At 62.2% G+C, this 20,780-nt stretch carries 23 protein-coding genes; 15 read left to right on the top strand and 8 right to left on the bottom strand.

Annotation, left to right across the window (positions count from 1 at the left end):
- The 6 genes from VJX68_RS14210 to VJX68_RS14185 all read left to right on the top strand — a co-directional run.
- Positions 1 to 456 (top strand): hypothetical protein (locus VJX68_RS14210; RefSeq protein WP_324096367.1); only part of this gene is annotated, 456 nt, incomplete at its 5' end.
- 42 nt (positions 457 to 498) lie between these two features.
- Positions 499 to 1,656, top strand: a complete 1,158-nt coding sequence (locus VJX68_RS14205) for a trans-sulfuration enzyme family protein (RefSeq protein WP_324096366.1) — start codon at positions 499 to 501, stop codon at positions 1,654 to 1,656.
- A 560-nt stretch (positions 1,657 to 2,216) separates the two neighbouring features.
- Positions 2,217 to 2,492, top strand: a complete 276-nt coding sequence (locus tag VJX68_RS14200; protein ID WP_324096365.1) for a response regulator — start codon at positions 2,217 to 2,219, stop codon at positions 2,490 to 2,492.
- The gene (locus VJX68_RS14195; protein WP_324096364.1) at positions 2,477 to 2,791 is read left to right on the top strand and encodes an Hpt domain-containing protein; all 315 of its coding nucleotides are present in this window, start codon (positions 2,477 to 2,479) and stop codon (positions 2,789 to 2,791) included. Before VJX68_RS14200 ends, VJX68_RS14195 begins: the two co-directional genes overlap by 16 nt.
- 58 nt (positions 2,792 to 2,849) lie before the next feature.
- Positions 2,850 to 3,149: a hypothetical protein gene (locus tag VJX68_RS14190; RefSeq protein ID WP_324096363.1), complete on the top strand. Its 300-nt coding sequence runs from the start codon at positions 2,850 to 2,852 to the stop codon at positions 3,147 to 3,149.
- Positions 3,121 to 3,603 carry a hypothetical protein gene (locus VJX68_RS14185; protein ID WP_324096362.1) on the top strand — a complete coding sequence of 161 codons (483 nt, stop codon included), beginning with the start codon at positions 3,121 to 3,123 and terminating at the stop codon, positions 3,601 to 3,603. Before VJX68_RS14190 ends, VJX68_RS14185 begins: the two co-directional genes overlap by 29 nt.
- A gap of 258 nt (positions 3,604 to 3,861) precedes the next feature.
- Here the strand turns inward: VJX68_RS14185 and VJX68_RS14180 are convergent, their stop codons facing one another.
- Genes VJX68_RS14180 through nuoB form a run of 3 tightly spaced genes read right to left on the bottom strand, consistent with a single transcriptional unit; the run spans position 3,862 to position 7,305 of the window.
- The gene (locus VJX68_RS14180) at positions 3,862 to 5,448 is read right to left on the bottom strand and encodes an NADH-quinone oxidoreductase subunit G (RefSeq protein WP_324096361.1); all 1,587 of its coding nucleotides are present in this window, start codon (positions 5,446 to 5,448) and stop codon (positions 3,862 to 3,864) included.
- 17 nt (positions 5,449 to 5,465) lie between these two features.
- Positions 5,466 to 6,755: an NADH-quinone oxidoreductase subunit NuoF gene (nuoF, locus tag VJX68_RS14175; RefSeq protein WP_324096360.1), complete on the bottom strand. Its 1,290-nt coding sequence runs from the start codon at positions 6,753 to 6,755 to the stop codon at positions 5,466 to 5,468.
- A gap of 16 nt (positions 6,756 to 6,771) precedes the next feature.
- Positions 6,772 to 7,305: an NADH-quinone oxidoreductase subunit NuoB gene (gene nuoB / locus VJX68_RS14170; RefSeq protein WP_324096359.1), complete on the bottom strand. Its 534-nt coding sequence runs from the start codon at positions 7,303 to 7,305 to the stop codon at positions 6,772 to 6,774.
- A 137-nt stretch (positions 7,306 to 7,442) separates the two neighbouring features.
- On the opposite strand from nuoB, the gene VJX68_RS14165 reads away from it, so the two are divergent.
- Together VJX68_RS14165 and VJX68_RS14160 are read left to right on the top strand one after the other, a co-directional pair.
- Entirely contained in the window at positions 7,443 to 7,955 is a 513-nt protein-coding gene (locus VJX68_RS14165; RefSeq protein WP_324096358.1) for a zinc ribbon domain-containing protein, read from the top strand.
- Positions 7,956 to 8,054: 99 nt separating this feature from the next.
- Positions 8,055 to 8,879 carry a cyclase family protein gene (locus VJX68_RS14160; protein WP_324096357.1) on the top strand — a complete coding sequence of 275 codons (825 nt, stop codon included), beginning with the start codon at positions 8,055 to 8,057 and terminating at the stop codon, positions 8,877 to 8,879.
- Positions 8,880 to 9,034: 155 nt separating this feature from the next.
- Here VJX68_RS14160 and VJX68_RS14155 read toward each other — a convergent pair whose 3' ends face one another.
- Positions 9,035 to 10,036: a zinc-dependent alcohol dehydrogenase family protein gene (locus tag VJX68_RS14155; RefSeq protein ID WP_349255921.1), complete on the bottom strand. Its 1,002-nt coding sequence runs from the start codon at positions 10,034 to 10,036 to the stop codon at positions 9,035 to 9,037.
- Positions 10,037 to 10,149: 113 nt separating this feature from the next.
- Here VJX68_RS14155 and VJX68_RS14150 point away from each other — a divergent pair, with 113 nt between their 5' ends.
- The 4 genes from VJX68_RS14150 to VJX68_RS14135 all read left to right on the top strand — a co-directional run bounded on the left by VJX68_RS14150 (position 10,150) and on the right by VJX68_RS14135 (position 13,788).
- Positions 10,150 to 11,298 carry an ABC transporter permease gene (locus VJX68_RS14150; RefSeq protein WP_324096355.1) on the top strand — a complete coding sequence of 383 codons (1,149 nt, stop codon included), beginning with the start codon at positions 10,150 to 10,152 and terminating at the stop codon, positions 11,296 to 11,298.
- Positions 11,299 to 11,403: 105 nt separating this feature from the next.
- Positions 11,404 to 12,153, top strand: coding sequence for an ABC transporter ATP-binding protein (locus VJX68_RS14145; RefSeq protein ID WP_349255920.1), 750 nt, complete (start codon positions 11,404 to 11,406; stop codon positions 12,151 to 12,153).
- Positions 12,146 to 13,120, top strand: coding sequence for an MlaD family protein (locus VJX68_RS14140; RefSeq protein WP_324096353.1), 975 nt, complete (start codon positions 12,146 to 12,148; stop codon positions 13,118 to 13,120). Before VJX68_RS14145 ends, VJX68_RS14140 begins: the two co-directional genes overlap by 8 nt.
- Before the next feature lie 2 nt (positions 13,121 to 13,122).
- A complete protein-coding gene (locus VJX68_RS14135; protein WP_324096352.1) occupies positions 13,123 to 13,788 on the top strand; it encodes a PqiC family protein in 666 nt (221 codons plus the stop codon).
- 238 nt (positions 13,789 to 14,026) lie between these two features.
- Here VJX68_RS14135 and VJX68_RS14130 read toward each other — a convergent pair whose 3' ends face one another.
- From VJX68_RS14130 to VJX68_RS14115, 4 genes are all read right to left on the bottom strand, one after another.
- Entirely contained in the window at positions 14,027 to 15,415 is a 1,389-nt protein-coding gene (locus VJX68_RS14130) for a dihydrolipoamide acetyltransferase family protein (RefSeq protein ID WP_324096351.1), read from the bottom strand.
- 1 nt (position 15,416) lies between these two features.
- The gene (locus VJX68_RS14125; protein WP_324096350.1) at positions 15,417 to 16,397 is read right to left on the bottom strand and encodes an alpha-ketoacid dehydrogenase subunit beta; all 981 of its coding nucleotides are present in this window, start codon (positions 16,395 to 16,397) and stop codon (positions 15,417 to 15,419) included.
- Positions 16,398 to 16,399: 2 nt separating this feature from the next.
- Positions 16,400 to 17,443, bottom strand: a complete 1,044-nt coding sequence (locus tag VJX68_RS14120; RefSeq protein ID WP_324096349.1) for a thiamine pyrophosphate-dependent dehydrogenase E1 component subunit alpha — start codon at positions 17,441 to 17,443, stop codon at positions 16,400 to 16,402.
- A gap of 86 nt (positions 17,444 to 17,529) precedes the next feature.
- A complete protein-coding gene (locus VJX68_RS14115) occupies positions 17,530 to 18,456 on the bottom strand; it encodes a DUF1028 domain-containing protein (RefSeq protein ID WP_324096348.1) in 927 nt (308 codons plus the stop codon).
- A gap of 276 nt (positions 18,457 to 18,732) precedes the next feature.
- Between VJX68_RS14115 and VJX68_RS14110 the strand changes: the two genes are divergently transcribed.
- From VJX68_RS14110 to cofG, 3 genes are all read left to right on the top strand, one after another.
- Positions 18,733 to 18,855, top strand: coding sequence for a hypothetical protein (locus VJX68_RS14110; protein WP_324096347.1), 123 nt, complete (start codon positions 18,733 to 18,735; stop codon positions 18,853 to 18,855).
- Between the two features lie 32 nt (positions 18,856 to 18,887).
- A complete protein-coding gene (locus tag VJX68_RS14105) occupies positions 18,888 to 19,172 on the top strand; it encodes a hypothetical protein (RefSeq protein WP_324096346.1) in 285 nt (94 codons plus the stop codon).
- Between the two features lie 637 nt (positions 19,173 to 19,809).
- The coding region (gene cofG / locus VJX68_RS14100; RefSeq protein ID WP_324096345.1) for a 7,8-didemethyl-8-hydroxy-5-deazariboflavin synthase CofG at positions 19,810 to 20,780 on the top strand (971 nt) is incomplete at its 3' end.

Raw genomic sequence — 20,780 nt, 5'->3', positions numbered from 1 at the left:
CTTGTCGGTGGAACTTTCTCGAACCGGCTCAAAACCTGGAAGCCGATGCCGACCGGCGCGCTCAACTTCATGCAGCAGCACAAACTTCACGGCAACATCCTGCCCCAGTTTGAATGGGGCTCGTGGGTGCTGTGGCACATGGGCGATGCGTTCAAGGTTTATATCGACACACGCGCCGAGCTGGTTTATTCGGACAAGCAGGAAGGCGACTACGCGAGGTTTTTCTATGGGATGCAGGGAGCTGCGGCCCTGCTCGACGCGTATCCGCACGACTATGTGCTGATGGGCGTACATACCAAGGGCGCCGATGTCGTCAGACGGACCCCGCGATGGCATCTACTATATAGCGATCAAACCGCGGCACTGTTCGGGCGCAACGCGATCCCGGGCGAAGGGCCGGTCGCCGGCAACGTCGCCGGCGCCGACGGTAACGCGGCAGACACCTATTTTCCCTGACGCGCCGAGTGATAAATGTCGTGGCAGCGGAGAGGCGGACCGATGGCGCGACTTATCAAGGGACTCGACACCAAGCTGATTCACGCCGGCGAACCCGAGCCGCTTATCGGCGGCGCGGTCACGATGCCGATCTTTCAATCCTCGACGTACGAGTACGCCGGGCAGACCAGCTACCACGACCTGCGCTACATCCGGCTGAACAACACACCCAATCACGCGGTGCTGCATGCCAAGCTCGCGGCGCTCGAGAACGCGGAGGCGGCGCTGGTCGCGGGCAGCGGGATGGCGGCGATCTCGGCGACTCTCCTAACGGTGCTCGCTCACGGCGGGCATCTGCTCGCGCAGGACTGCGTTTACGGCGGCACGCACGACCTGTTTGTCGAGGAGTTCCCGCGCTATGGGCTGTCGGTGGATTTCGTCGATGGCGACGAGCCGGCCACATGGCGCGAGGCGCTTCGTCCCAATACCAAGGCAATCTACGTCGAGGCGATGTCGAATCCATTGCTGCAGGTGAGCGACTTGCAGGCGGCGGTGGATTTCGCCGCTGAAAACGGGCTGGTCTCGATCATCGACAATACCTTCGCGAGCCCGATCAATTTTCGGCCCGCGGAAGTCGGTTTCGACCTCTCGCTGCATAGCGGCACCAAGTATCTCAACGGACACACCGATATCGTGGCGGGCGCGGTGATCGGGCGGGCGGAGCTGGTCGCGCGCATCACGCATACGCTGAACCATCTTGGCGGGAGCCTCGATCCGCACGCGTGCTTTCTGCTGCATCGCGGGATGAAGACGCTGGCGGTGCGCGTGCGCCATCAGAACGAGAGCGCGCTCAAGCTTGCGCGCTGGCTCGAGCAGCATCGCGCCGTCGCGCGGGTGAACTATCCCGGCCTGGAGAGCCACTCGAATCACCTCCGCGCATGCGAGCTGTTCGACGGTTTCGGTGGCGTGTTGAGCTTCGAGCTCGCGGGCGGCCTCGACGCCGCGCGGCGTTTCATGGAGCGCGTGACGATACCGATCAGCGCGCCGAGTCTTGGCGGAGTCGAGACTCTGATCACGCGGCCATCGACGACTTCGCATTCGGGCATGTCGGCGGCGGAGCGCGTGCGGGCGGGAATCGGCGACGGGCTGGTGCGGCTGTCGGTAGGCCTCGAATCTAGCGACGACCTGCTCGAGGATTTTGAAACGGCGCTAGGCGGGTGACGCGTTTCGGTTCCTGGGTCGCGCTCGCTCCAAGCGCATAATGGGACACCCGCCGCGACAACGTAGAAATTCGGCGACAGAAGCAACGTCAGGCGGCGATAGCGGGCCGTTGCAATGCCTCGTCAGGGCATTGGACTTGCTTGCTGTTGACGTGTGGACTCTCGGATAGATCCGTCCGCCGACGGCTTAGGGAATGCTGCGCGATGCACCCTAAACGGCGCCTTTGCGCTGGCCGGCGGCCTCGAAGTCGAAGCGCCGTCCGCGCCCGCCGAAGCAATCGCGCCGGTGGCGCGCGCCCGCGACGACTGCGCGAGGGTCGCGGCAACCCTGCGCGCGGGCGCCGTGGCGATCATCGCTTTTCAGGTTGGATACACACTGCTTGACCGCGCCGAATTTCCGCTGACGTTCGCGCAAACCGCCCCGCTGCACATCGCCAGCATCACGGTGGGCCTGCTGGCGTTCATGGCGACGCTGTCGCCGCGTGCGATGCGCAATTGGCGCGGGTTCGCGCTGGCAACCTCTGCGGCGATTATCGCGATCACCGCCTGGATAGTATCCAGATGCCGATCGTCGACGGCTACGAAGCGACGACCACGATTCGCGGCTGGGAGCGGGAGAACCATCGCCGCCGCACGCCCATTGTGGCGCTGACGGCGGCGGTGTTGGAAGAAGCGACGCATCGCACGAAAGCCGCTGGATGCGACGCGCACATCACCGAGCCGGTCCGCAAGGCGACGCTGCTCGAAGCGATTCGCGACGCGGTGGAAGGGAACCAGTTGGACGACGGGCGCAACGACGTTGCCAATCTCAAGGAGGAAACATGCCCGACCGAGTAATAGTGGAAGTCGACCAGGACCTGAGCGATTTGATCCCTGGTTTTCTGGCGCACAAGCGCGACGACATCGCCGCGATTTTCGAGGCAGTGGCGCGCCGCGACTACGCGGAGATCAGCCGCATCGCGCATCGCATCAAAGGCGAAGGCGCCAGCTATGGATTCGACTCGATGACCGAGATGGGCCGCGGGCTCGAGCATGCCGCCGCGACGCGCGACGATGGCGCCGTGACGACGCTCGCGCGGCAACTGCTCAACTATATGGATCGTCTCGAGATAGTGTTTCAGCCGTCCAAAGAATAACCCGGCGGTGCGGCATGGTTGCGCGTGGCGCGATCGCGATGCTAGCGATCGAAGCCGATTGCAGACCTCGACCAATCCGCCTCCCGCGCTCTTCCGCACGTCGCTTGCCGCCGCAATTGCGATTGCGTGCTTCGCGATCCAGGTAAACGCGGCCAGCGTCGAGATTCCACCAGCGGTGGAAGCGTACGCGTCGGCGCTGGATGACCTGCGGACATCCCGCGGCAAGAGTCCGCTCGAGCCGGTTTTCGAAGCCGGAATGCAAGCGAGTCCGGAACTGCAGGCAATCCTGCCCGACCTCAGCGAATCGCAGTATCAGCAGGTCCAGCCAGATGCAGGGATTCATCGTGGTGCGGAATGACGCGATAGTCGTCGTGCGCCCCAGCGTCGATTACTTCAGAAGCCTCGCGCGCAAGCAGGGCACCAAGGCCGACGGCGCGTTCTTCGCCATCTACTCGCGCACCGAACCGGACGGCAACGGGCCGTTTCCGGCCTACATCCAGCAGCAGACCGACGAAGCAGGATGCACGCGTTTTGATGGAACGCTTATGACCGGGCTCTACCGCGGATGGTTGACGTTCCGCACCATGTATCCCGACGATTACGCGTCCGAGGCGCAAGGCGAAATCGACAGCCTCGAGTCGGAGCTGCTCTCAGGCATCTGCACTTGCGAGAACGCCGAGAAGACCGCGGCAGGATTGCAGGCATTCGTCGACGCGTTCCCGGACGTACCGATCACGCCAAAGATCAAAACTAGAATCGCGCAAATCCGCAGCAGCAAATCAAGCTTCCGCTTCAACTGCCGCGCGGGCTGATTCTTCGCGTCATTCTGAGCAGCTGCGAAGAATCCCGGATCTTTTGCGGTGCGCGCCAGTTTGACCTAACTTAGCGCGCGCGGAGCTGAGCTGCTCCGAATTCGACGTTGCACATTTGCTGCTTGAGCAGCAGAACCCTCACCTACCGGCCGCGATGCGGCCGGCCGCCTCTCCCGTGAAAAGAACGGCAGGTATCGGAGGCCGCGGCGGCCACTCCCGTTAACACAAGGAAAACAGAAAAAAGGAGACTGGTGGGGTCTAGCTAGCTGCGAGGTCTGCGCCGTGCTCGCCGAGGGTCGCTAGGCTGAGGCCCTTGAAGGCGGGCTCCGCGGCGGCCATCGCAGTGAACACCGCGTCCGCCGTGTGCGGACGATCGATGCCGTCGAGCGCGTGACCCAGGCGCGCGATTGCCTCGATGCCGGCGATTGCGTTTCCCGGCGGCGGGAACGCGGCGTGGATTCGCTGCACGCGGCCCTTGAAGTTGGTAAAGCTGCCGTCGATTTCGGGATACGCGGCGATCGGCCACACCTGATTTGCCATCTGGCAGGTCTCGTTGGCGTCTGTCGATAGCACCAGCATGTAGTCGAGCGCGCCGAAGCGCCTGACGAATTCCTCTTCGCCGAGCCCGCGAACCAGGTCGGCGCGAAACGCGATCAGCATCTTGAGTTCGCCCGACGCGACTGCCGCCGCAAGTCCGTCGAGTCCGTCGGCGGACAGCCCGAGTGCCGCGAGGCCGCGCGTGTCGGGATTCTTGTTGGCGCGGATCAGCAGCTCATCGTCGCCGCTGACGCCTGGCGGCGACCAACTGAGCGTCGCGATTCGGTCCGAGCCGATCGCGGTATTCATAAATTGCTTTAGCGCGAATGCTTCTTCGTTGGTCGAGGTCGCGTCGACGACCGCCGCGATCGAGTTGGATCCATAGCTGCGTTTGTAGTCCGCGATGATCGACGCCGCGCGCCTCACGCCTTCGCCCCACGGCTCGACTACGAGCTGATCCTTCGACTGCACGAGCGGCGAGGTGAGCCGCGTCTCGTTCTGCAGCGTTGGAAAACTGTGACGGCCCTCGTCGCACATCCAGTAGCTGTTGACGCCGGGGTTGTAGCGCGGCTTGAAGCGGTAGATGCGTCCGCGATGGTGATGGATGTCGATCGCGCATCCACGCTCGCATCCGCCGCACACCGACGCGGTGCGATGCAGATACCACACACGCATGCGGAAGCGGAATTCTTTTTCGGTGAGCGCGCCGACCGGGCAGATGTCCACGACATTGCCGGCGTACTTGTTGTTGACCGGCTGGCCGGGATTGATGTCGATGCGGTTGTGGTCGCCGCGCTCGAAAATCGCGAGCTCCGACGTCTTCGTCACTTCGTCGAAAAAGCGCGTGCATCGCGCGCACAGGATGCATCGCTCCTGATCGAGCATCACGCCCGAGCCGATATCCAGCGCCTTGCCCTTGTGATTTTTCTCGAGCAACGGAAAGCGCGACGGCTGCTGATCGAAATCCATGTAGTAGTCTTGCAGCTTGCACTCGCCGGCCTGATCGCAAACGGGACAATCGATCGGGTGATTGATCAGCAGGAACTCGAGCACCGCCTTCTGCGCGGCGACGGCCTTGGCGCTTTTGGTGTGGACGACCATCCCGTCGGCGACGCGCGTGTTACACGCGATTTGGAGCTTGGGCGCTTTTTCGATTTCGACCAGGCACATGCGGCAGTTGCCGACGATGGTCAAGCCGGGATGGTAGCAGTAGTGCGGAATCTCGACGCCGACGAGCTCGGCCGCCTGGATCACGTTCAGGTTAGCGCCAGCCTCAACTTCCTTGCCGTCGATCGTAAGCTTCGGCATTTTTTCGGTGAATCCTGTCAGGCGGCTTGCTGGGCCGAGGTTGTTTTGAACGGGCAGCGTCCGAGCTTGATGTGCGCTTCGAACTCGTCGCGGTACTTGGGCACGAAGCTCTTCACCGGCATCGAGAGGCTGTCGGCAAGCACGCAAATCGTGTTGCCTTCCATGTTGGTGGCGGCGTCGATCATAACCTTGAGATCTTCCATCTTGCCGCGCCCTGCTTCGAGCTCGATGAGCAATTTTTCGATCCAACCGCATCCTTCACGGCACGGCGTGCACTGTCCGCACGATTCGTGGTGATAGAAATGCGCGATCGTTTTCAGCGCGTCCACCATGCAGGTGTCTTCGTTCATCACCATCACGCCCGCGGTACCCATCAGCGAGCCGGCCGCGCGCACCGAGTCGAAGTCCATGTTCACCTTGACGGCCTCTTCCGCGGTGAAGACCGGGAACGACGAGCCGCCGGGGATTACGCCCTTGAGCGCTTTGCCGCCGAGGATTCCGCCGCCGACATCGTAGATGAGATCTTTCAGCGGAAAGCCCATCGGCAGCTCGTACAAGCCCGGCTTGTTGACGTGGCCGGAGAGGCAGAAGAGTTTCGGGCCGGGACTTTTTTCGGGGCCGATTGATTTGTACCAGTCGGCGCCGCGATTGATGATGTGCGGGACGTTCGACAGCGTCTCGATATTGTTGACAACGGTCGGGCATCCAAACGCGCCCTGGATAGCGGGGAACGGCGGCCGGTTGCGCGGATACGCGCGCTTGCCTTCGAGCGATTCTAGCAGGCCCGTTTCCTCGCCACATATATAAGCGCCCGCGCCGCGATGCGTGAAAACCTCGAGGTCGAAGCCGCTGCCGAGGATGTTCTTGCCAAGATAGTTGTTGGCGTACGCCTCGGCGATTGCGGCATCGAGGATTCTCTTCTGCACGGTGAACTCGCCGCGCAGGTACGTGTACGCGGTATGCGCACCGACCGCGCGGCACGCGATCACGATTCCTTCGATGATGCCGTGCGGATCGAACTCGAGTTCGTAGCGATTCGCAAAAGTGCCGGGCTCGCTCTCGTCGGCGTTGCAGCACAGGTACACCGGCTTCTTCGAATCCTTCGGAATGAAGCTCCATTTCACGCCGGTCGGGAACGCCGCGCCGCCGCGACCGCGGAGATTCGAGTTCTTGACCTCGTTGATAATGTCCTCGGGCTTCATCTCGAACAGCGCCTTGCGCAGCGCCTTGTATCCGCCGTTGCCGACGTACACGTCGAGCTTGCGAAGGTCAGGGATATCCAGCCAACGAGTCAGTATCCGTTCCATGTGGATCTGGATGCCGTCAGGCGGGATGCTTTTCGCTGAGCGCCATCAGCTTCTGCTTCTGCCCCTGGATTTTCCGCTGCAGCGCCATCAGCGCGTCGAGCACGCCCTCGGGCCGCGGCGGACATCCGGGAACATAAACGTCAACCGGGACGATCCTGTCGATGCCGGGCAGGGTCGCGTAGTTGTCGTAGAAGCCGCCGGTCGAGGCGCACGCGCCGAATGCCATCACCCACTTCGGCTCCGCCATCTGATCGTAAACGCGGCGCAAAATTGGCCCCTGGCGGACGGTCACGGTGCCGATGACCATCAGCAGGTCGGCCTGGCGCGGCGTGAAGCGCGGCAGCAGCGCGCCGAAGCGATCGATGTCGTAAGGCGTCATCGAAAGCGACATATATTCCATCGCGCAGCATGCGGTCGCGAAGGGATACGGAAAGATCGAAAATTTTCGCGCCCACCCGAGAGCCTTGTCCAGCCGGGTCAGGACCGCGGTATCGCCGAGCAGAATCTCGTCGCCCTTGGCCGACTCGAGCCCGCTTTTAACTAATGCCATTGTTGCCTCTGGCGCTTGATCTATACGTTAAATCGCTACAGTTGAAGGGTAGCAAGCATCGCGTCGGCGCGTCAACGAACTCTAATGAAAGCATCAATTCTGAATGAAGCAAAACTTGCGCCGCCGGATCAGGCCGTGTGGCAGCGGGAGATGTTCCAGCGCACGTTGCGCGAGCCGCAAATGCGCAGCGGTTGCATGTGCTCAACGTTGAGGATAGAGGCCCAGTATCACACGACCCGCTGGGTCGGAGGCGCAATACCGTGAGTCCCACCTGCCCGCGCTGTGGCGCGACGGCGCTGTTTCCCAACGCGCGCTTCTGCGGCCATTGCGGGGCGCCGTTAACCCGGGGTCAATCCGAGTTGCCTAAATGGCAGCGGCCGGCGCCGGCCAGGTACCAGCACGTCGTGATGCACCGACGCGCGCTTTCATGCCCGGAATGCGGGTATCCGATGCAGTGGGGCTTCAAGAAGATCTGCCGGCAATGCGGCGCGAGGCTGGTGATGGTGCCGCGGCTGCTCCATCCGAACCACATGCGGGTTTACGTCGCGGGTCCGCGCGCGGCGTTGGCCGATCTGGCGGTCGAGGGTTCGGCGCTAATTATCTCGCTCGGTGTGCTGGCGCTTATTGGCGCGCTGCTCAAGGAGAGATGAAAAGAGGATACACTGCCGATTCGATCAGATTCGTTCCCGCGATTTTAGTTCCGCGATAGAAACTTGAAGCCGTCCGAAGCATCGACGAGGAGGTTGCGCATGGACAGGAAGCCGGCCGCATTGGTCACGTCCGCATTGTCCGTCCTGTTGAGCGCCGCTTTCATCGTCGGTGCACCGGCGGGCGCGTTGGCGCAAGCGCGATCGCTGGCGGAAGCGTACCAGATAATCGCGACGAAGGAGTTCGTCGATCTGACGCATTCCTTCAGTCCGTTGACGCCAGTATGGAAAGGATTCGGCCAGGCGACGTTCTCCGCGGCTGCGGATCCCGCGACCGGCCGTCCCTACACTATCGACCGGGACGGATTTCGCGCGCAATTCTTCGCGATGGTCGGGCAGTACGGCACGCACATCGACCCGCCCGCGCACTTCGACCCAGCCGGCGCAACGGTGGATGAGATTCCAGTCAAACAGATGATCCTGCCGCTGGTGGTCTTCGACCTGACTCCAATGCTCAAGAGCGATCCCAACCATCTCCTCACTGTGGACGACATCAAAGCGTGGGAGCGGATGCACGGCCGCGTCCCTGCGGGCTGCTTCGCCGCGTTGCGCACCGACATGTACAAGGACTGGGACAAGAATCCCCGGCGCTTCGAGCGCTATCCATTCCCCGCGTGGTCCCCGGCGGCGATCCGATTTCTGTATGAGCAGCGTGGCATCGTGGCGAATGGTCACGAGTCGATGGATACGGACCCGACGCCCGGCCTCGAGTCCGAGACCTGGCTGCTCAAGCACGGCCACTGGCAAATCGAGGTGATGGCGAACCTGGACAAGGTGCCGGCCACCGGCGCGTTGATTGTCGTGAGCTGGCCGAAGCCGCAGCATGGCCTCGGCTTCCCCGCTCGCGCGTTCGCGATACTTCCGTAGCTCACTCGTACGGTTCCGGGACGCAGGAAGGATCCGGGATTCTTCGCTTCGCCCAAGTATGACACAAAAACAGTTCTAAGAGCGGCCCCACCAGTAACTCAGGGTAAGCTCCGCCCTCTCTTTTCCTAACATTGGGTGCAGGGGTCCACCCCTGCTCACGAGATTCGAAGCACGCCGGCGCCTTTGATCTCGTCGTGCTTGAGCATCTTGAGCGCAACATTCGCTTCGGCAAGGCCGAAGGCCACCGTGCTGGTGCGAATCGGGATCTCGCCTGCAAGCTTCAGGAACTCTTCGCCGTCGACGCGCGTGTTGGCGGTCACACTGCGAAGTTCTTTTTCGTAGAAGAGATGTTTTTCGTAGTCCAACGACGGAATCGGACTTAGATAAATTCCCGCAACCGCCAGAATCCCGCCGCGATCGAGTGCTTGCATCGCCGGCAGAACGAGATTTCCCGTGGGAGCGAACAGGATTGCCGCGTCGAGCGGCGCGGGCGGCGCGTCTTCGGCGTTGCCGATCCATTCGGCGCCAAGATCTTTTGCTAAATCTCGATGCGGTCCGCCGCGGCTCATGACAAACACGCGGCATCCCCAGTGCCGCAGCACCTGGAGCGCAAGATGAGCCGAGCCGCCGAAACCGTAGAGTCCCACGGTCGCGCCCGGCTTAACGTCGGCGCGCTTGATTGCGCGAAACCCGATTATTCCTGCGCATAGCAGTGGCGCCGCTTCCTCGTCGCCGAGCGAATCGGGGAGCGCATAGGCGAAGTCCTCGAGCACGACCGCGTACTCGCAGTAGCCGCCGTCATGGTCGTAGCCGGTGAAGCGCGCATTGGGGCAGAGGTTCTCGCGACCGCGACGGCAATAGACGCAGATGCCACAGGTTTCGCGCAGCCATGCGATGCCGACTCGATCGCCCTGCTTGAAACGCGCCGCGCCGACGCCGCGCTTGTCCACGACGCCGACCACTTCATGGCCCGGAATGATTCGCGCGTGGCGCGGCGGCAGGTCACCTTCGGCGACGTGAAGATCGGTGCGGCAAACGCCGCAAGTGCGCACGCGCACCAGAATTTCGCCCGGTCCCGGCTCGGGCGCGGCGGCGTCGATTGCGTGGAGCGGATCCGATTCGATCGGCGCAGGCTTTTCAACCACCATCGCCTTCATGGAAAATATCATAGTAGATGCGTCCGCTGTTGGCTTGCGAAAGAGCCTGTTGACCCATCGAACAGCAAAGAATTGTGCTACCGTTTATCGCCGTGCTCTATTGAGCCGCACGCATGCAGGCGCAGAAGCAACCCCAAGCGAACAACGAACTTTCGTTCGCGCGCGCCGATAAGTCACTGGTCGTTCGACTGGCCGGTGATTGGCATCTTCGTCACGGCCTGCCTTCGCAGGACCTGGTAGAGAAGCAACTCGACGCCGCGCCGAAGCCCACGCGGCTGACTTTCGACGCCGCCGACCTTTGCGACTGGGACAGCGGCCTGCTCACGTTCCTGCTGGGCGTCAGCGAGCTTTGCCACAAGCGCAATTTGCCCGCGGATTGGGGCCCGCTGCCCGAAGGCGTACGCAGCCTGATCCAGCTTGCGGAAGCGGTGCCGGAAAAGACCGGCGCGCGCGCCGAGGTGTCGCATACTTCGTTCATCGAGGAGCTCGGCCGCGAAGCAATTTCGTATGCGCAGGGGCTCGACGATTTTCTGCGCTTCCTGGGCGAGGTCGCGATCTCGTTCGCCAAGCTGGCGGTGGGCAAGGCGCGTTTTCGCAGAGTCGATCTGATGATCGTAATCCAGGATTGCGGCGCCAACGCCTTCGGCATCGTGACGCTGGTCACCTTCCTGGTCGGGGTGATTCTCGCGTTCGAGGGCGCGGTGCAGCTGCAACAGTTCGGCGCGTCAATCTTCGTCGCGGACCTGGTCGGGATCGCGATGAGCCGTGACATGGGCGCGATGATGGCGGCGATCATCATGGCGGGCCGCACGGGCGCCGCGTTTGCCGCGCAGCTCGGCTCAATGAAGGTGACGCAGGAGATCGACGCGCTGACCACGATGGGAATCTCGCCGCTCGAATTCCTGGTGTTGCCGCGCGTGCTCGCCCTGTTCCTGATGATTCCGCTGCTGTGCGTGTACTCCGATTGCCTGGGAGTGGCCGGAGGAGCGTTCGTCAGCGCGACGATGCTGCACATCCCGCTCGCCACGTATATTCGCGAAACCCGGCACGCGGTCACACTCACCGACATCTTTGGCGGCATCTTCAAGGCCGCCGTTTACGGCATCATTATCGCGGTCGCCGGATGCATGCGCGGCTTTCAGTGCGGCAACAGCTCGTCGGCGGTGGGAGACGCGGCGACCGAAGCAGTGGTCACAGGAGTCGTTTACGTAATCGTCGCGTGCGGGATTTTCGCGTTCATCTTCAACATCATCGGAATCTAGATGGCCATCACACACCCATCAATCAAGAGCACCGACGGCAAGCACGCGTCCGTAACGACGTTCCCCAAGGACGGGCCGCCGCCGATTACCGTCAAGAATCTCACGATGGCGTACGGGACCTTCGTGTTGATGAAAGATATAAACTTCACCGTTAATCACGGCGACATCTTCATAATCATGGGCGGCAGTGGCAGCGGCAAAAGCACCCTGCTCCGCCACATGCTCGGGCTGATCGAGCCGGCCAAGGGCGAGGTCTGGTACGGCGATTTCAATTTCACCAAAGGCGAGCCCGAGCAGCGCGAGGAGATGCTGCGGCATTTCGGCGTGCTGTACCAGGGCGGCGCGCTGTGGAGCTCGATGACGCTGGCGGAAAACGTGGGACTGCCGCTCGGCGAATTTACCGATCTGTCGCAGGGGGAAATTCGCGAGGTCGCCGCGCTGAAGCTGGCTCTCGTCGGGCTCATGGGCTTCGAGGGCTACTATCCGAGCCAAATCAGCGGCGGGATGCAAAAACGGGCGGGCCTTGCGCGCGCGATCGCGCTGGACCCGGAAATACTTTTCTTCGACGAGCCGTCGGCCGGGCTCGATCCGATAAGTTCGCGCCTGCTCGACGACTTGATCCTCGAGCTGCGCGACAACCTTGGCGCAACCGTGGTCGTCGTCACTCACGAGCTGGCCAGCATTTTTGCCATCGGCAACAACAGCGTTTTTCTCGACGCGGAAAGCAAGACAATGATCGCGCACGGCGACCCCAAGGACCTGCTCGCGCATTGCACCGATCATCGCGTGCAGACTTTCCTGACTCGCGGCGGAGAAGACAACAAAACGGAAAAATCAGCGAGGCAACATGGGTAAACGAATCAATCCGGCGACGGTTGGTCTGTTCGTTCTAGGCGCGCTCGGACTGATCCTGGCGGCAGTAGTGGTCTTCGGCTCGGGCAACCTGTTCCGAAAGACGCACGAATTTGTCATCTACTTCGCCGGCGACATCAACGGCCTGAGGGTCGGCGCGCCGGTCAAGTTCAAGGGCGTCGAGATAGGCCAGGTCAGCAAAATTCGATTGCGCCTCGAGCAGGAGGTGAACCAGCAGAACGGCCAGTTGCGGGCTAACGTGCGCATCCCGGTGATCGTCGAGCTCGACGAGGAAAAGATTCTCTCCCACGGCAGCACCATCGATTTGAGCGACCCGCACACGATTCCCAACCTGATTCGCGAAGGGTTGCGCGCGCAACTGGGCTCGGACAGCTTCGTGACCGGCCTGCTGTACGTGGCCCTCGACATCCAACCGAATACGCCGATTCAAATGTTCGCGCCGCCCGGAGCGCCGCTCCAGGAAATCCCGGCGGTCCCAAACCCGCTGGAACAAGCGCAAGCGGTCGCGATGCGAATTTTCGAGCGGCTCGACAAGGTGGACTTCAACGCGGTGTTCACGCAGATGACCGGTATGCTGGAATCGATCAGGGAAATCACCAACTCGCCGGGGCTCAAACAGGTAGTGAACAATTCCGAGAAGACACGCGAGCAATTGGACCACACCTTGGCCGGCGCGCAGCAGACTCTCAGCACCCTGAACGGCCAGGTGCCGCCCCTGTCGGACTCGATTCAGAAGACTTCAACTTCGGCGGACGCCGCGGCGAAGCAGGCGCGGATAACGCTTGGCACCGTGCAAACCACGATCGAGCCTAACTCGCCGATCAACTACCAGGCGCTGCAGACGCTCCAGGACGTCTCCGCCGCCGCGCACTCGATCAAGGAACTCGCGGACTACCTGCAACGTAACCCGAGCGCGATCGTTCGCGGGCGCGACTTCAGCCAGGATTAACGATGACCTTGACCAGAGTGCTTCTGAAGACCTGTGCGGCCGGCGCGCTCGCGATGTCGCTGGCGGGATGTTCCTACCTCGCGAAAGCGATTCTCGCCCCGCAGAAAGATATCTCGCGGTTTTACCTCATCACGCCCACCGCCGACACCGGGGCGGCGGCGCAAGCGGCCGCGCAGAGCACTAGCGGCGCTTTCACGATCGGACTAGGACCGATCAAACTCCCTCCATATCTCGATCGCCCGGAGATAGTAACGCGAATGGCGCCGAATCGTCTCGAGCTTTCGAAAGAGGATCGATGGGGCGAGTCGATACAGAACGGTTTCACCCGCGCGATGGAGCGCGACCTCGCCGCGCAGGCCGGCACCGGACAAGTGATCGTCTTCCCGTGGTACAACACCGTGCACATCGATATGCAGGTGCAGATCGACGTTTACCGCTTCGAGACCGACGGCCAGGGCACCGCGACGCTGTCGGCGAAATGGACGATCCTCGACTCCACCGGCAGAAACATTCTCTACACTGTGGAATCCAACCTGACCCAACCCTCTAAGCCCGGCGACATGACTGACGCAGCCGCCGCCCTAAGCCGCACAATCGGCGACCTAAGCGGCCAGATCGCGAACATGCTGCACCAGCTACGCTCGCAGCAGGGCGCGCACCCAGCCTGATGCTGCTTCTTGCCTCCCACGTTCTTCGGGGGAGGTCGACGCTCGTCCACGAGCGTCGGGTGGGGGACCTTTAATTCTAAAATTTTTCTAGAGAGCAGAAGGTGCGGCGCAACAGACAATTGCGTCGCACAGCGGTCCCCCACCCTCCCTCCCCGGACGAACGTGGGAGGGAATCGGAAGGTAGGGGCGGCGGAATCAGAGCGCGCTGATTCACGCCGAGCGACGCGGTGCAGAGAGCTCACAATTCGAAATCGGCCTCTTCGAGGATGCGGGCGGCGCGGTAGAGAAAGCTGTTGCCCAGCACACCGTCGACGACGCGATGGTCGTACGACAACGCTAGGTACATCATGGTGCGAATCGCGATCGCGTCGGCACCGTCAACTTCGACGACGACCGGCCGCTTCTTCACTTCACCCATCCGCAGGATGCCGACCTGCGGCTGATTGATGATCGCGAACCCGTACAGATTCCCCTCCCTCCCCGGATTGGAGAGGGTAAAACTGCCGCCCGCGAGGTCGTCGGCGGTGATTTTCTTCTCGGCGACTTTACGGCGCAGGCTTTCGATCGCGCGCGCGATCCCGACCACCGACATCCCTTCGGCCGCCTTGATCACCGGCACGAGCAGGCCTTCGTCGGTATCCATCGCGATGCCAAGATTGATCTCGCGGCGCGTCACCACGGAGTCGCCTACCATTGACGCGTTCATCCGCGGAAATTCCTTGAGCGCGCGAACCGTCGCCGCGGCGGCCAGCGGAAGGAACGTGAGATTGAATCCTTCGCGGCGCGCGAACTCAGTTTTGTGCTTCTCCCGGAGACGCATCGCGTTGGTGACGTCCACTTCCGCGACGGTGCCCACATGCGGCGAATGCGTCTTCGAGTACACCATGTGCTCGGCGATCAGTTTGCGCCGCCGCGTGAACGGCTCGACGATATCTCCCTCGACGGGTTGATAGACAGGCGCCCGAAAGACCGATCCCAATTGCGGCGCACGTTGCGCCGTCGCGGCAGCAGTCGTCGCGGCACGCGCGCCGCTCTGCGCGGCGCCGTTGGTCTGCGGCTGCGCGGCGACACTCGGCGTCCCGCCCTTGCGCAGCGTATCGAGGTAGCGCTGCAGGTCGCGCTTGCTCACGCGTCCGCCGATTCCCGTTCCCGGCACGCGACTCAGATCGATTCCCTCTTCCGCCGCGATTTTCAGCACGACCGGAGAGAAGCGCCGCGGACCGCCCACTTCGGGCTCGGCTTCACGAAGTCCCGCACCAGCCGCTTGCATCGGCTGAGGTGATAGTGCGGGCGGGAGAACCGGTTCTGGCATCACCTGCACTGGCGCGACCTCCGGTTTCGGCGCGGCTTTCGGCGCGACGACTTTCAGTTTTGCCGCGGCCTCAGCGCCGGCCTGCTCGATGACTGCGAGCATCGCGCCGACCGGCAGCGTCTCTCCCTCGGCGGCGACGATCTTCGCGATCCGTCCCGCGCCCGGCGACGGAATCTCGGTGTCCACCTTGTCGGTTGAAATTTCAACGAGCGGCTGATCTTCGGTGACGACATCGCCTTCCTTGACCAGCCACTTCGTGATCGTGCCCTCGACGACACTCTCGCCCATCTGCGGCATCGTTACGTCGATCGTCATTTCAATACGCCGCCAGGCTGCGGATCGCTTCCACAATTTTGTTGGTGCTCGGCAAGATGAAGTCCTCGAGCGGCGGGCTGAACGCGACGTGCGAGTCGGCGGCCGCGACGCGGCGCACGGGACCGTCGAGATACTCGAATGCGTTCTCCATGATGATCGCGGAGACCTCGCCGCCAATTCCACCGGTGAGGCGATCCTCATGCACGACCAGCACCTTGCCGGTCTTGCGCGCGGTCGCGAGTATCGCCTCGCGATCGAGCGGCAGCAGCGTGCGCAAATCGAGCACCTCGACCGCGAGCCCGTCTTCCTTCTCGACGATTCGCGCCGCGTCGAGCGATTGGCCGAGCGTGCCGCCGTAGGTGATTATCGAAAGGTCGCCGCCTTCCTTGCGAACTTCCGCGACGCCGATCGGCACCGTGAAGTCGCCCTCGGGCAAGTCCTCCTTGATACTGCGATAGAGCCGCTTGTGCTCGAAGTACACGACCGGATTGCCGTCGCGAATCGCGCTCTTCAAAATTCCCTTCGCATCGTACGGCGTCGCGGGCGCGACCACCTTGAGTCCCGGCACCCGCGTGAACCACGCCTCGGGATTCTGCGAATGGAACAGCGCGCCATGGACGCCCGCGCCCGACGGCGCGCGAATCACGAGAGGACACGCGGCCTTGCCGCCGTGACGGTAGCGCAGGGTAGCGGCAGTGTTGACGATCTGATCGAAGCCGCACGAGATGAAATCCGCGAACTGCATCTCGACCACCGGACGCATCCCGAGCACCGCCGCGCCAACTCCCGCGCCGACAATCAGCGCCTCCGAGATGGGCGTGTCGATGACGCGCTCCTCGCCGAACGCGTCGAGTAACCCTTCGGTCGCCTTGAACGCGCCGCCCAGATCCGCGACGTCCTCGCCCATGACGAAGACGTTTTCGTCGCGGCGCATCTCCTCGTGCAGCGCCGAGTTAATCGCCTTGATGTACGTGACTTCCATGGTCAGCGCGAGCCATTGGTCGAGGAGTTAGCCGAAATCGGAGCACCGGACGGCGCGTAAATATCTTCAAGTGCTTCTTGAGGTTCCGGCAGCGGGCTGCTTTCCGCGAAATCCACCGCCGCCTGCACCGTCTTGTTCGCGCGCTCGTCGATCTGCTCGCGAATCCGCTTGATGTCGTGGCCTTTCTTTTCGAGGTAAAACTCGAAGCTCGGGATCGGGTCGCGGCTCTGCCATTCGATCAGCTCTTCCTGGTCGCGGTAGAGCGCCGCGTCATGCTCGCTATGCCCGCGATAGCGATAGGTCTTGCATTCGATCAGCACGGGACCGTCGCCGGCGCGCGTCTTTGCAATCAGGCGCTCGCTCAATTCGAGCACCGCGAGCAAATCGTTGCCCGAGCACGTGTAACCCTTGAAGCCGTAGGCCACGGCGCGGTCGGCGACGTCTTCGATCGCCATCTGCTTTTCGAGCGGGGTCGAGTACGCGTAGCGGTTGTTCTCGCACACGAACACGACCGGCAGCTTGTGCACGCCGGCAAAATTCATCGCCTCGTGCACGTCGCCGCGCGAGGACGCGCCTTCGCCGAAGAAGGCGACCGCGACGTTGGGATTCTTTTTCATTTTGAATTTGAGCGCCGCGCCGACCGCGACCGGCAGCGACGAACCAAGCATCGAGGTCGAACCGAAAACGCCATGCTCCAAATCGCCGCCGTGCAGAAACGAATCCTTGCCGCGCGAGAGACCGGTTTCCTTGCCCATCAACTGCGCCATGAGCCGCCCCGGATCGACGCCGCGCATGATGAACACGCCCATGTCGCGATGAAGCGGCGCGACGAAGTCGCCGTCGTGCAGGGGCGCGCAGATGCCGGTGACGATCGCCTCCTGGCCGGCGCCGGAGTAAACGCCGCCGAGGATTTTGTTCTGCCGGTGCAGTCGCGAGACGCGTTCCTCGAACGCGCGAATCAGCTTCATCCAGTAGTAGAGCTGCAGCTCGTACTCGACGCGTGGAGCCGGCTCGACAGCGCCGCGCGCAACATTGGTTTCGGGCATTTGCGTGTACTCCGGACTCGCCTATCCAGTTCAGACTAACTCCTAAGGATAGGCGGGGCAAAACGCATTTGTCTCCAATGCGACAGTCATTCCAGCAGTTTTCTGATTTTTTCAGTGAACGAAACATCGCGCGGCAGTATGGCCCCAGGCAGTCGCAGTGTGAGCTCGATCCAGTTGCGATCGCGCCGCCCGACTTCGCGCAGTATCGCGAGGCCGTCGTCGATCTTGCCGAGACCGAGCAATGCTATCCCATGCCAGTAGCGCATTTCGGGATTGTCGCCGATGAGCCGCTCGGCAGCTGAGAACTCGCGCTCGGTGACATCCAGATCGCCGCGCCGCGCAGCTTCGTTGCCAAGCTGCATATGAATGTAGGCGCGGCGGACGGCGACGAGACGGCGAATCTCGACGAGCGGCTCGACTGCATCGTCAACGCGAAGATCGAAGATGGTGTCGATCCAGGGGCGGCCCGTGCTCTTCGCCTCAACGATCAATATCGCAGCCGATTGCCGCCCACGAATATCGCCGCCTTCAGCCTCGGCGGCGTCGAGCGCGGCGAGAAATCGATCGACGAGATCGCCCTTCGCACTGCGGTATGCCTCCGCCATCACGGGCCACACCGAGTTCTTGAGCATCATGTTGGCCTGCACCGAAAATCCGTCACCGACGATGTGCCCCACTTCGGGAATCGTCGTCGAGCCGGTGTGCGCCGCGACCCGGCCCAACGCGTCGACCATCGCGACCTGGCGAACTTCCTTTATCGGATCCGCGGCAAGCAGACCCGCGAGCGCGTCGGGCGCGCTCTTCCTGGCGCGCATCAAGTCGAGTCCGAGCTTGCCGTACGCAGGATCGGACATCGCTTGCGACGCGACCGCGCCGACGCCCGCTTCTGCCCACGTGACGACCGAGCCGACGGAGAAGTAATGCGACTGCACGGCAACGCCGAGCTGTCCCGTATCGGGATCTCGCGCGACGATCGAGTAAGTGTGAACGAGCGGATCGGCGGTCGGCATCATTGCGGGTCCTCCTTCACCTTCTCTCGAGATCTTATCATTGCGTTACGACGGCTTTGTGTCATTCAGAGCGAAGCGAAGAATCCCGGATGGGTGCCAGCTTCAAGCAGGCTGCCGGGATTCTTCGCCGCGACGGCTCTGAATGACACGAAGACGAGCGGAATGCGGATTCCGCATCGCGCTCCTTGTTCTTGTTTCGCTCGGGATGACACAAAAAGGCAGTGCAGAATACCACGCCACTTCTCGCGCGTACTTCTTCCCAAGGAGTATCATCAGAGAGTGAAGACGAACCCATTCCCATGGTTCCCGTGGTGGCCCAAAGTCGAAGAGAGCCACTATCTGCCGATCATATTGATCGCGCTGTTACTTGCCGCGGTGCTGATCTACTTTTCGGGAATTTGAAATCCGTTGCGGCCTTGAGGGGAAAAGACCACATGAAGCCTGGCCACGCCGCCGCGCTTGTGCTGGTGGCCTGGTGCCTGATAATGCCGCCTCTTTCTGACGACTATCAGGCGGTCGAGAAGAATGCTCCACTTTCAAAGTGGGATACGATTGGCAGCTACGACAGCGCCGCAGCGTGTAGAAGTGAGCTGGCTAAACTGACCGCGGTGATAGCCGGCAATATTAGCTACTCTGTGATCCAAAAGCGCGTGCTGGCGGGGAAGTGCGTCGCCGCTGACGATCCGCGCCTGCACTCGGACAATTTCGAAGTATATTAGGCTCGCGCCGCCGGACACTGACGGACTCACGACGGCCGGTTGCGATTTAGGAGTGTGCCGTGCCGCGGGCGCCGTCCTAAAATTAAACTACTTAGGACACTCGCCGTTTACACTTGGGACGCTCGGCCTTCGCAACGATTGCGGTCGCGGTTGGTTCACGCCCATAATCCCGAAACTGGGGGTTAAGGTCGCGTCATTCAGCGGTTTCTTCGGCCAAAGCTTTTGGCAGGGCATTGCTGGCCGCTGTTCCGGCCTTTTGCCTTCTGCTAAACCGCGTCCATGAAGCCTCGCCATGCCGCCGCGCTCGCACTTGTGGGCTGGTATCTGATGGTGCCGCCACATCACCTAAAGAACTTACGTGTGACTGTCTCAGCCGACGCGCCATTTCAGGAGTGGAAGATCCTAAAGCCTTTCGATAAAGCAACGGATTGCGATCACGAACTAACGCAACGCATTATGGATTGCGGTAAATGTCCGCTTGATTCATTGTGGCTATCGGCGCAGTGCGTCGCGAGCGACGATTCGCGCCTCACGGGAAATTAGGACACTCAGTCGCGATTTAGGACAGTGCCGCGTATTCGGTTTTGTTTTGCAACTGGGTTGCCTTCCCGTACCTTATGTCTTATAAACGCGATTGATGGCGTCGCTACATTCATCGGTCGCTTCCGAGCCGCGCGGCCGGGCGGCTATCCGCGAAATTCTCGATCGAGCGCTGGCTGGCGTGCGTTTGAGCGATGCGGAGGCAGTCGCGCTTATCGAATGCCCCGACGCTGATCTCGACGCCATGCTTTCCGCGGCGGCTGAACTTCGCGATCGTGGCAAGGGCCGCGACGTGACCTACTCGCGCAAAGTTTTTCTGCCCGTCACCAATCTCTGCCGCGACCGATGCACCTACTGCACGTTCCGCAAAGATCCCGGCGACCCGGGCGCTTGGACGATGATGCCCGACGAGATTGCGCTGTGGTCGCGGCGCGGCGCCGAGCTCGGATGCAAAGAAGCGCTGATGTGCCTCGGCGACAAGCCGGAAGTCGCGTTCAAGGAATATCGCGAAGTGCTGCCGACGCTCGGCGTCCGCACCACGATTGAATATGTGGGGCGCGCATGTGAAATCGCGCTCGCCGAGGGACTGCTGCCGCATACCAACGCCGGCCTGATGACGTCCGACGAGATGCGCGCGCTGCGCCCGCTCAACGCAAGCATGGGCCTGATGCTCGAGAATATTTCGCCACGACTGCGGGCGCGCGGCGGAGTGCATCAGGCGGCGCCCGACAAGGATCCCGCGTTGCGTATTAAGATGATAGACGAGGCCGGCGCACTGAGGATTCCGTTCACGACCGGAATCCTGCTCGGTATCGGCGAGACTCCAGCCGAACGCGCGCTGAGTCTGACGGCGATTCGCGACACGCATGAGCGTCACGGTCATATCCAGGAAGTGATCATCCAGAATTTTCGTGCGAAGCCTGAGATTGCGATGGCCGACGCGCCGGAGCCTGACGCCTACGACATGGCGCGCGCGATCGCGACCGCGCGCCTGGTGCTCGGCCCCGCGATGAACGTGCAGGCGCCGCCCAACTTGTCGCCGCGTCAGATCGAGTTGTTCCTGAATGC

Source organism: Binatus sp. (SeqCode) (assembly GCF_035272065.1).
Classification (GTDB): Bacteria; Desulfobacterota; Binatia; order Binatales; family Binataceae; genus Binatus.
This window is presented reverse-complemented; position numbering and strand designations above follow the sequence as displayed.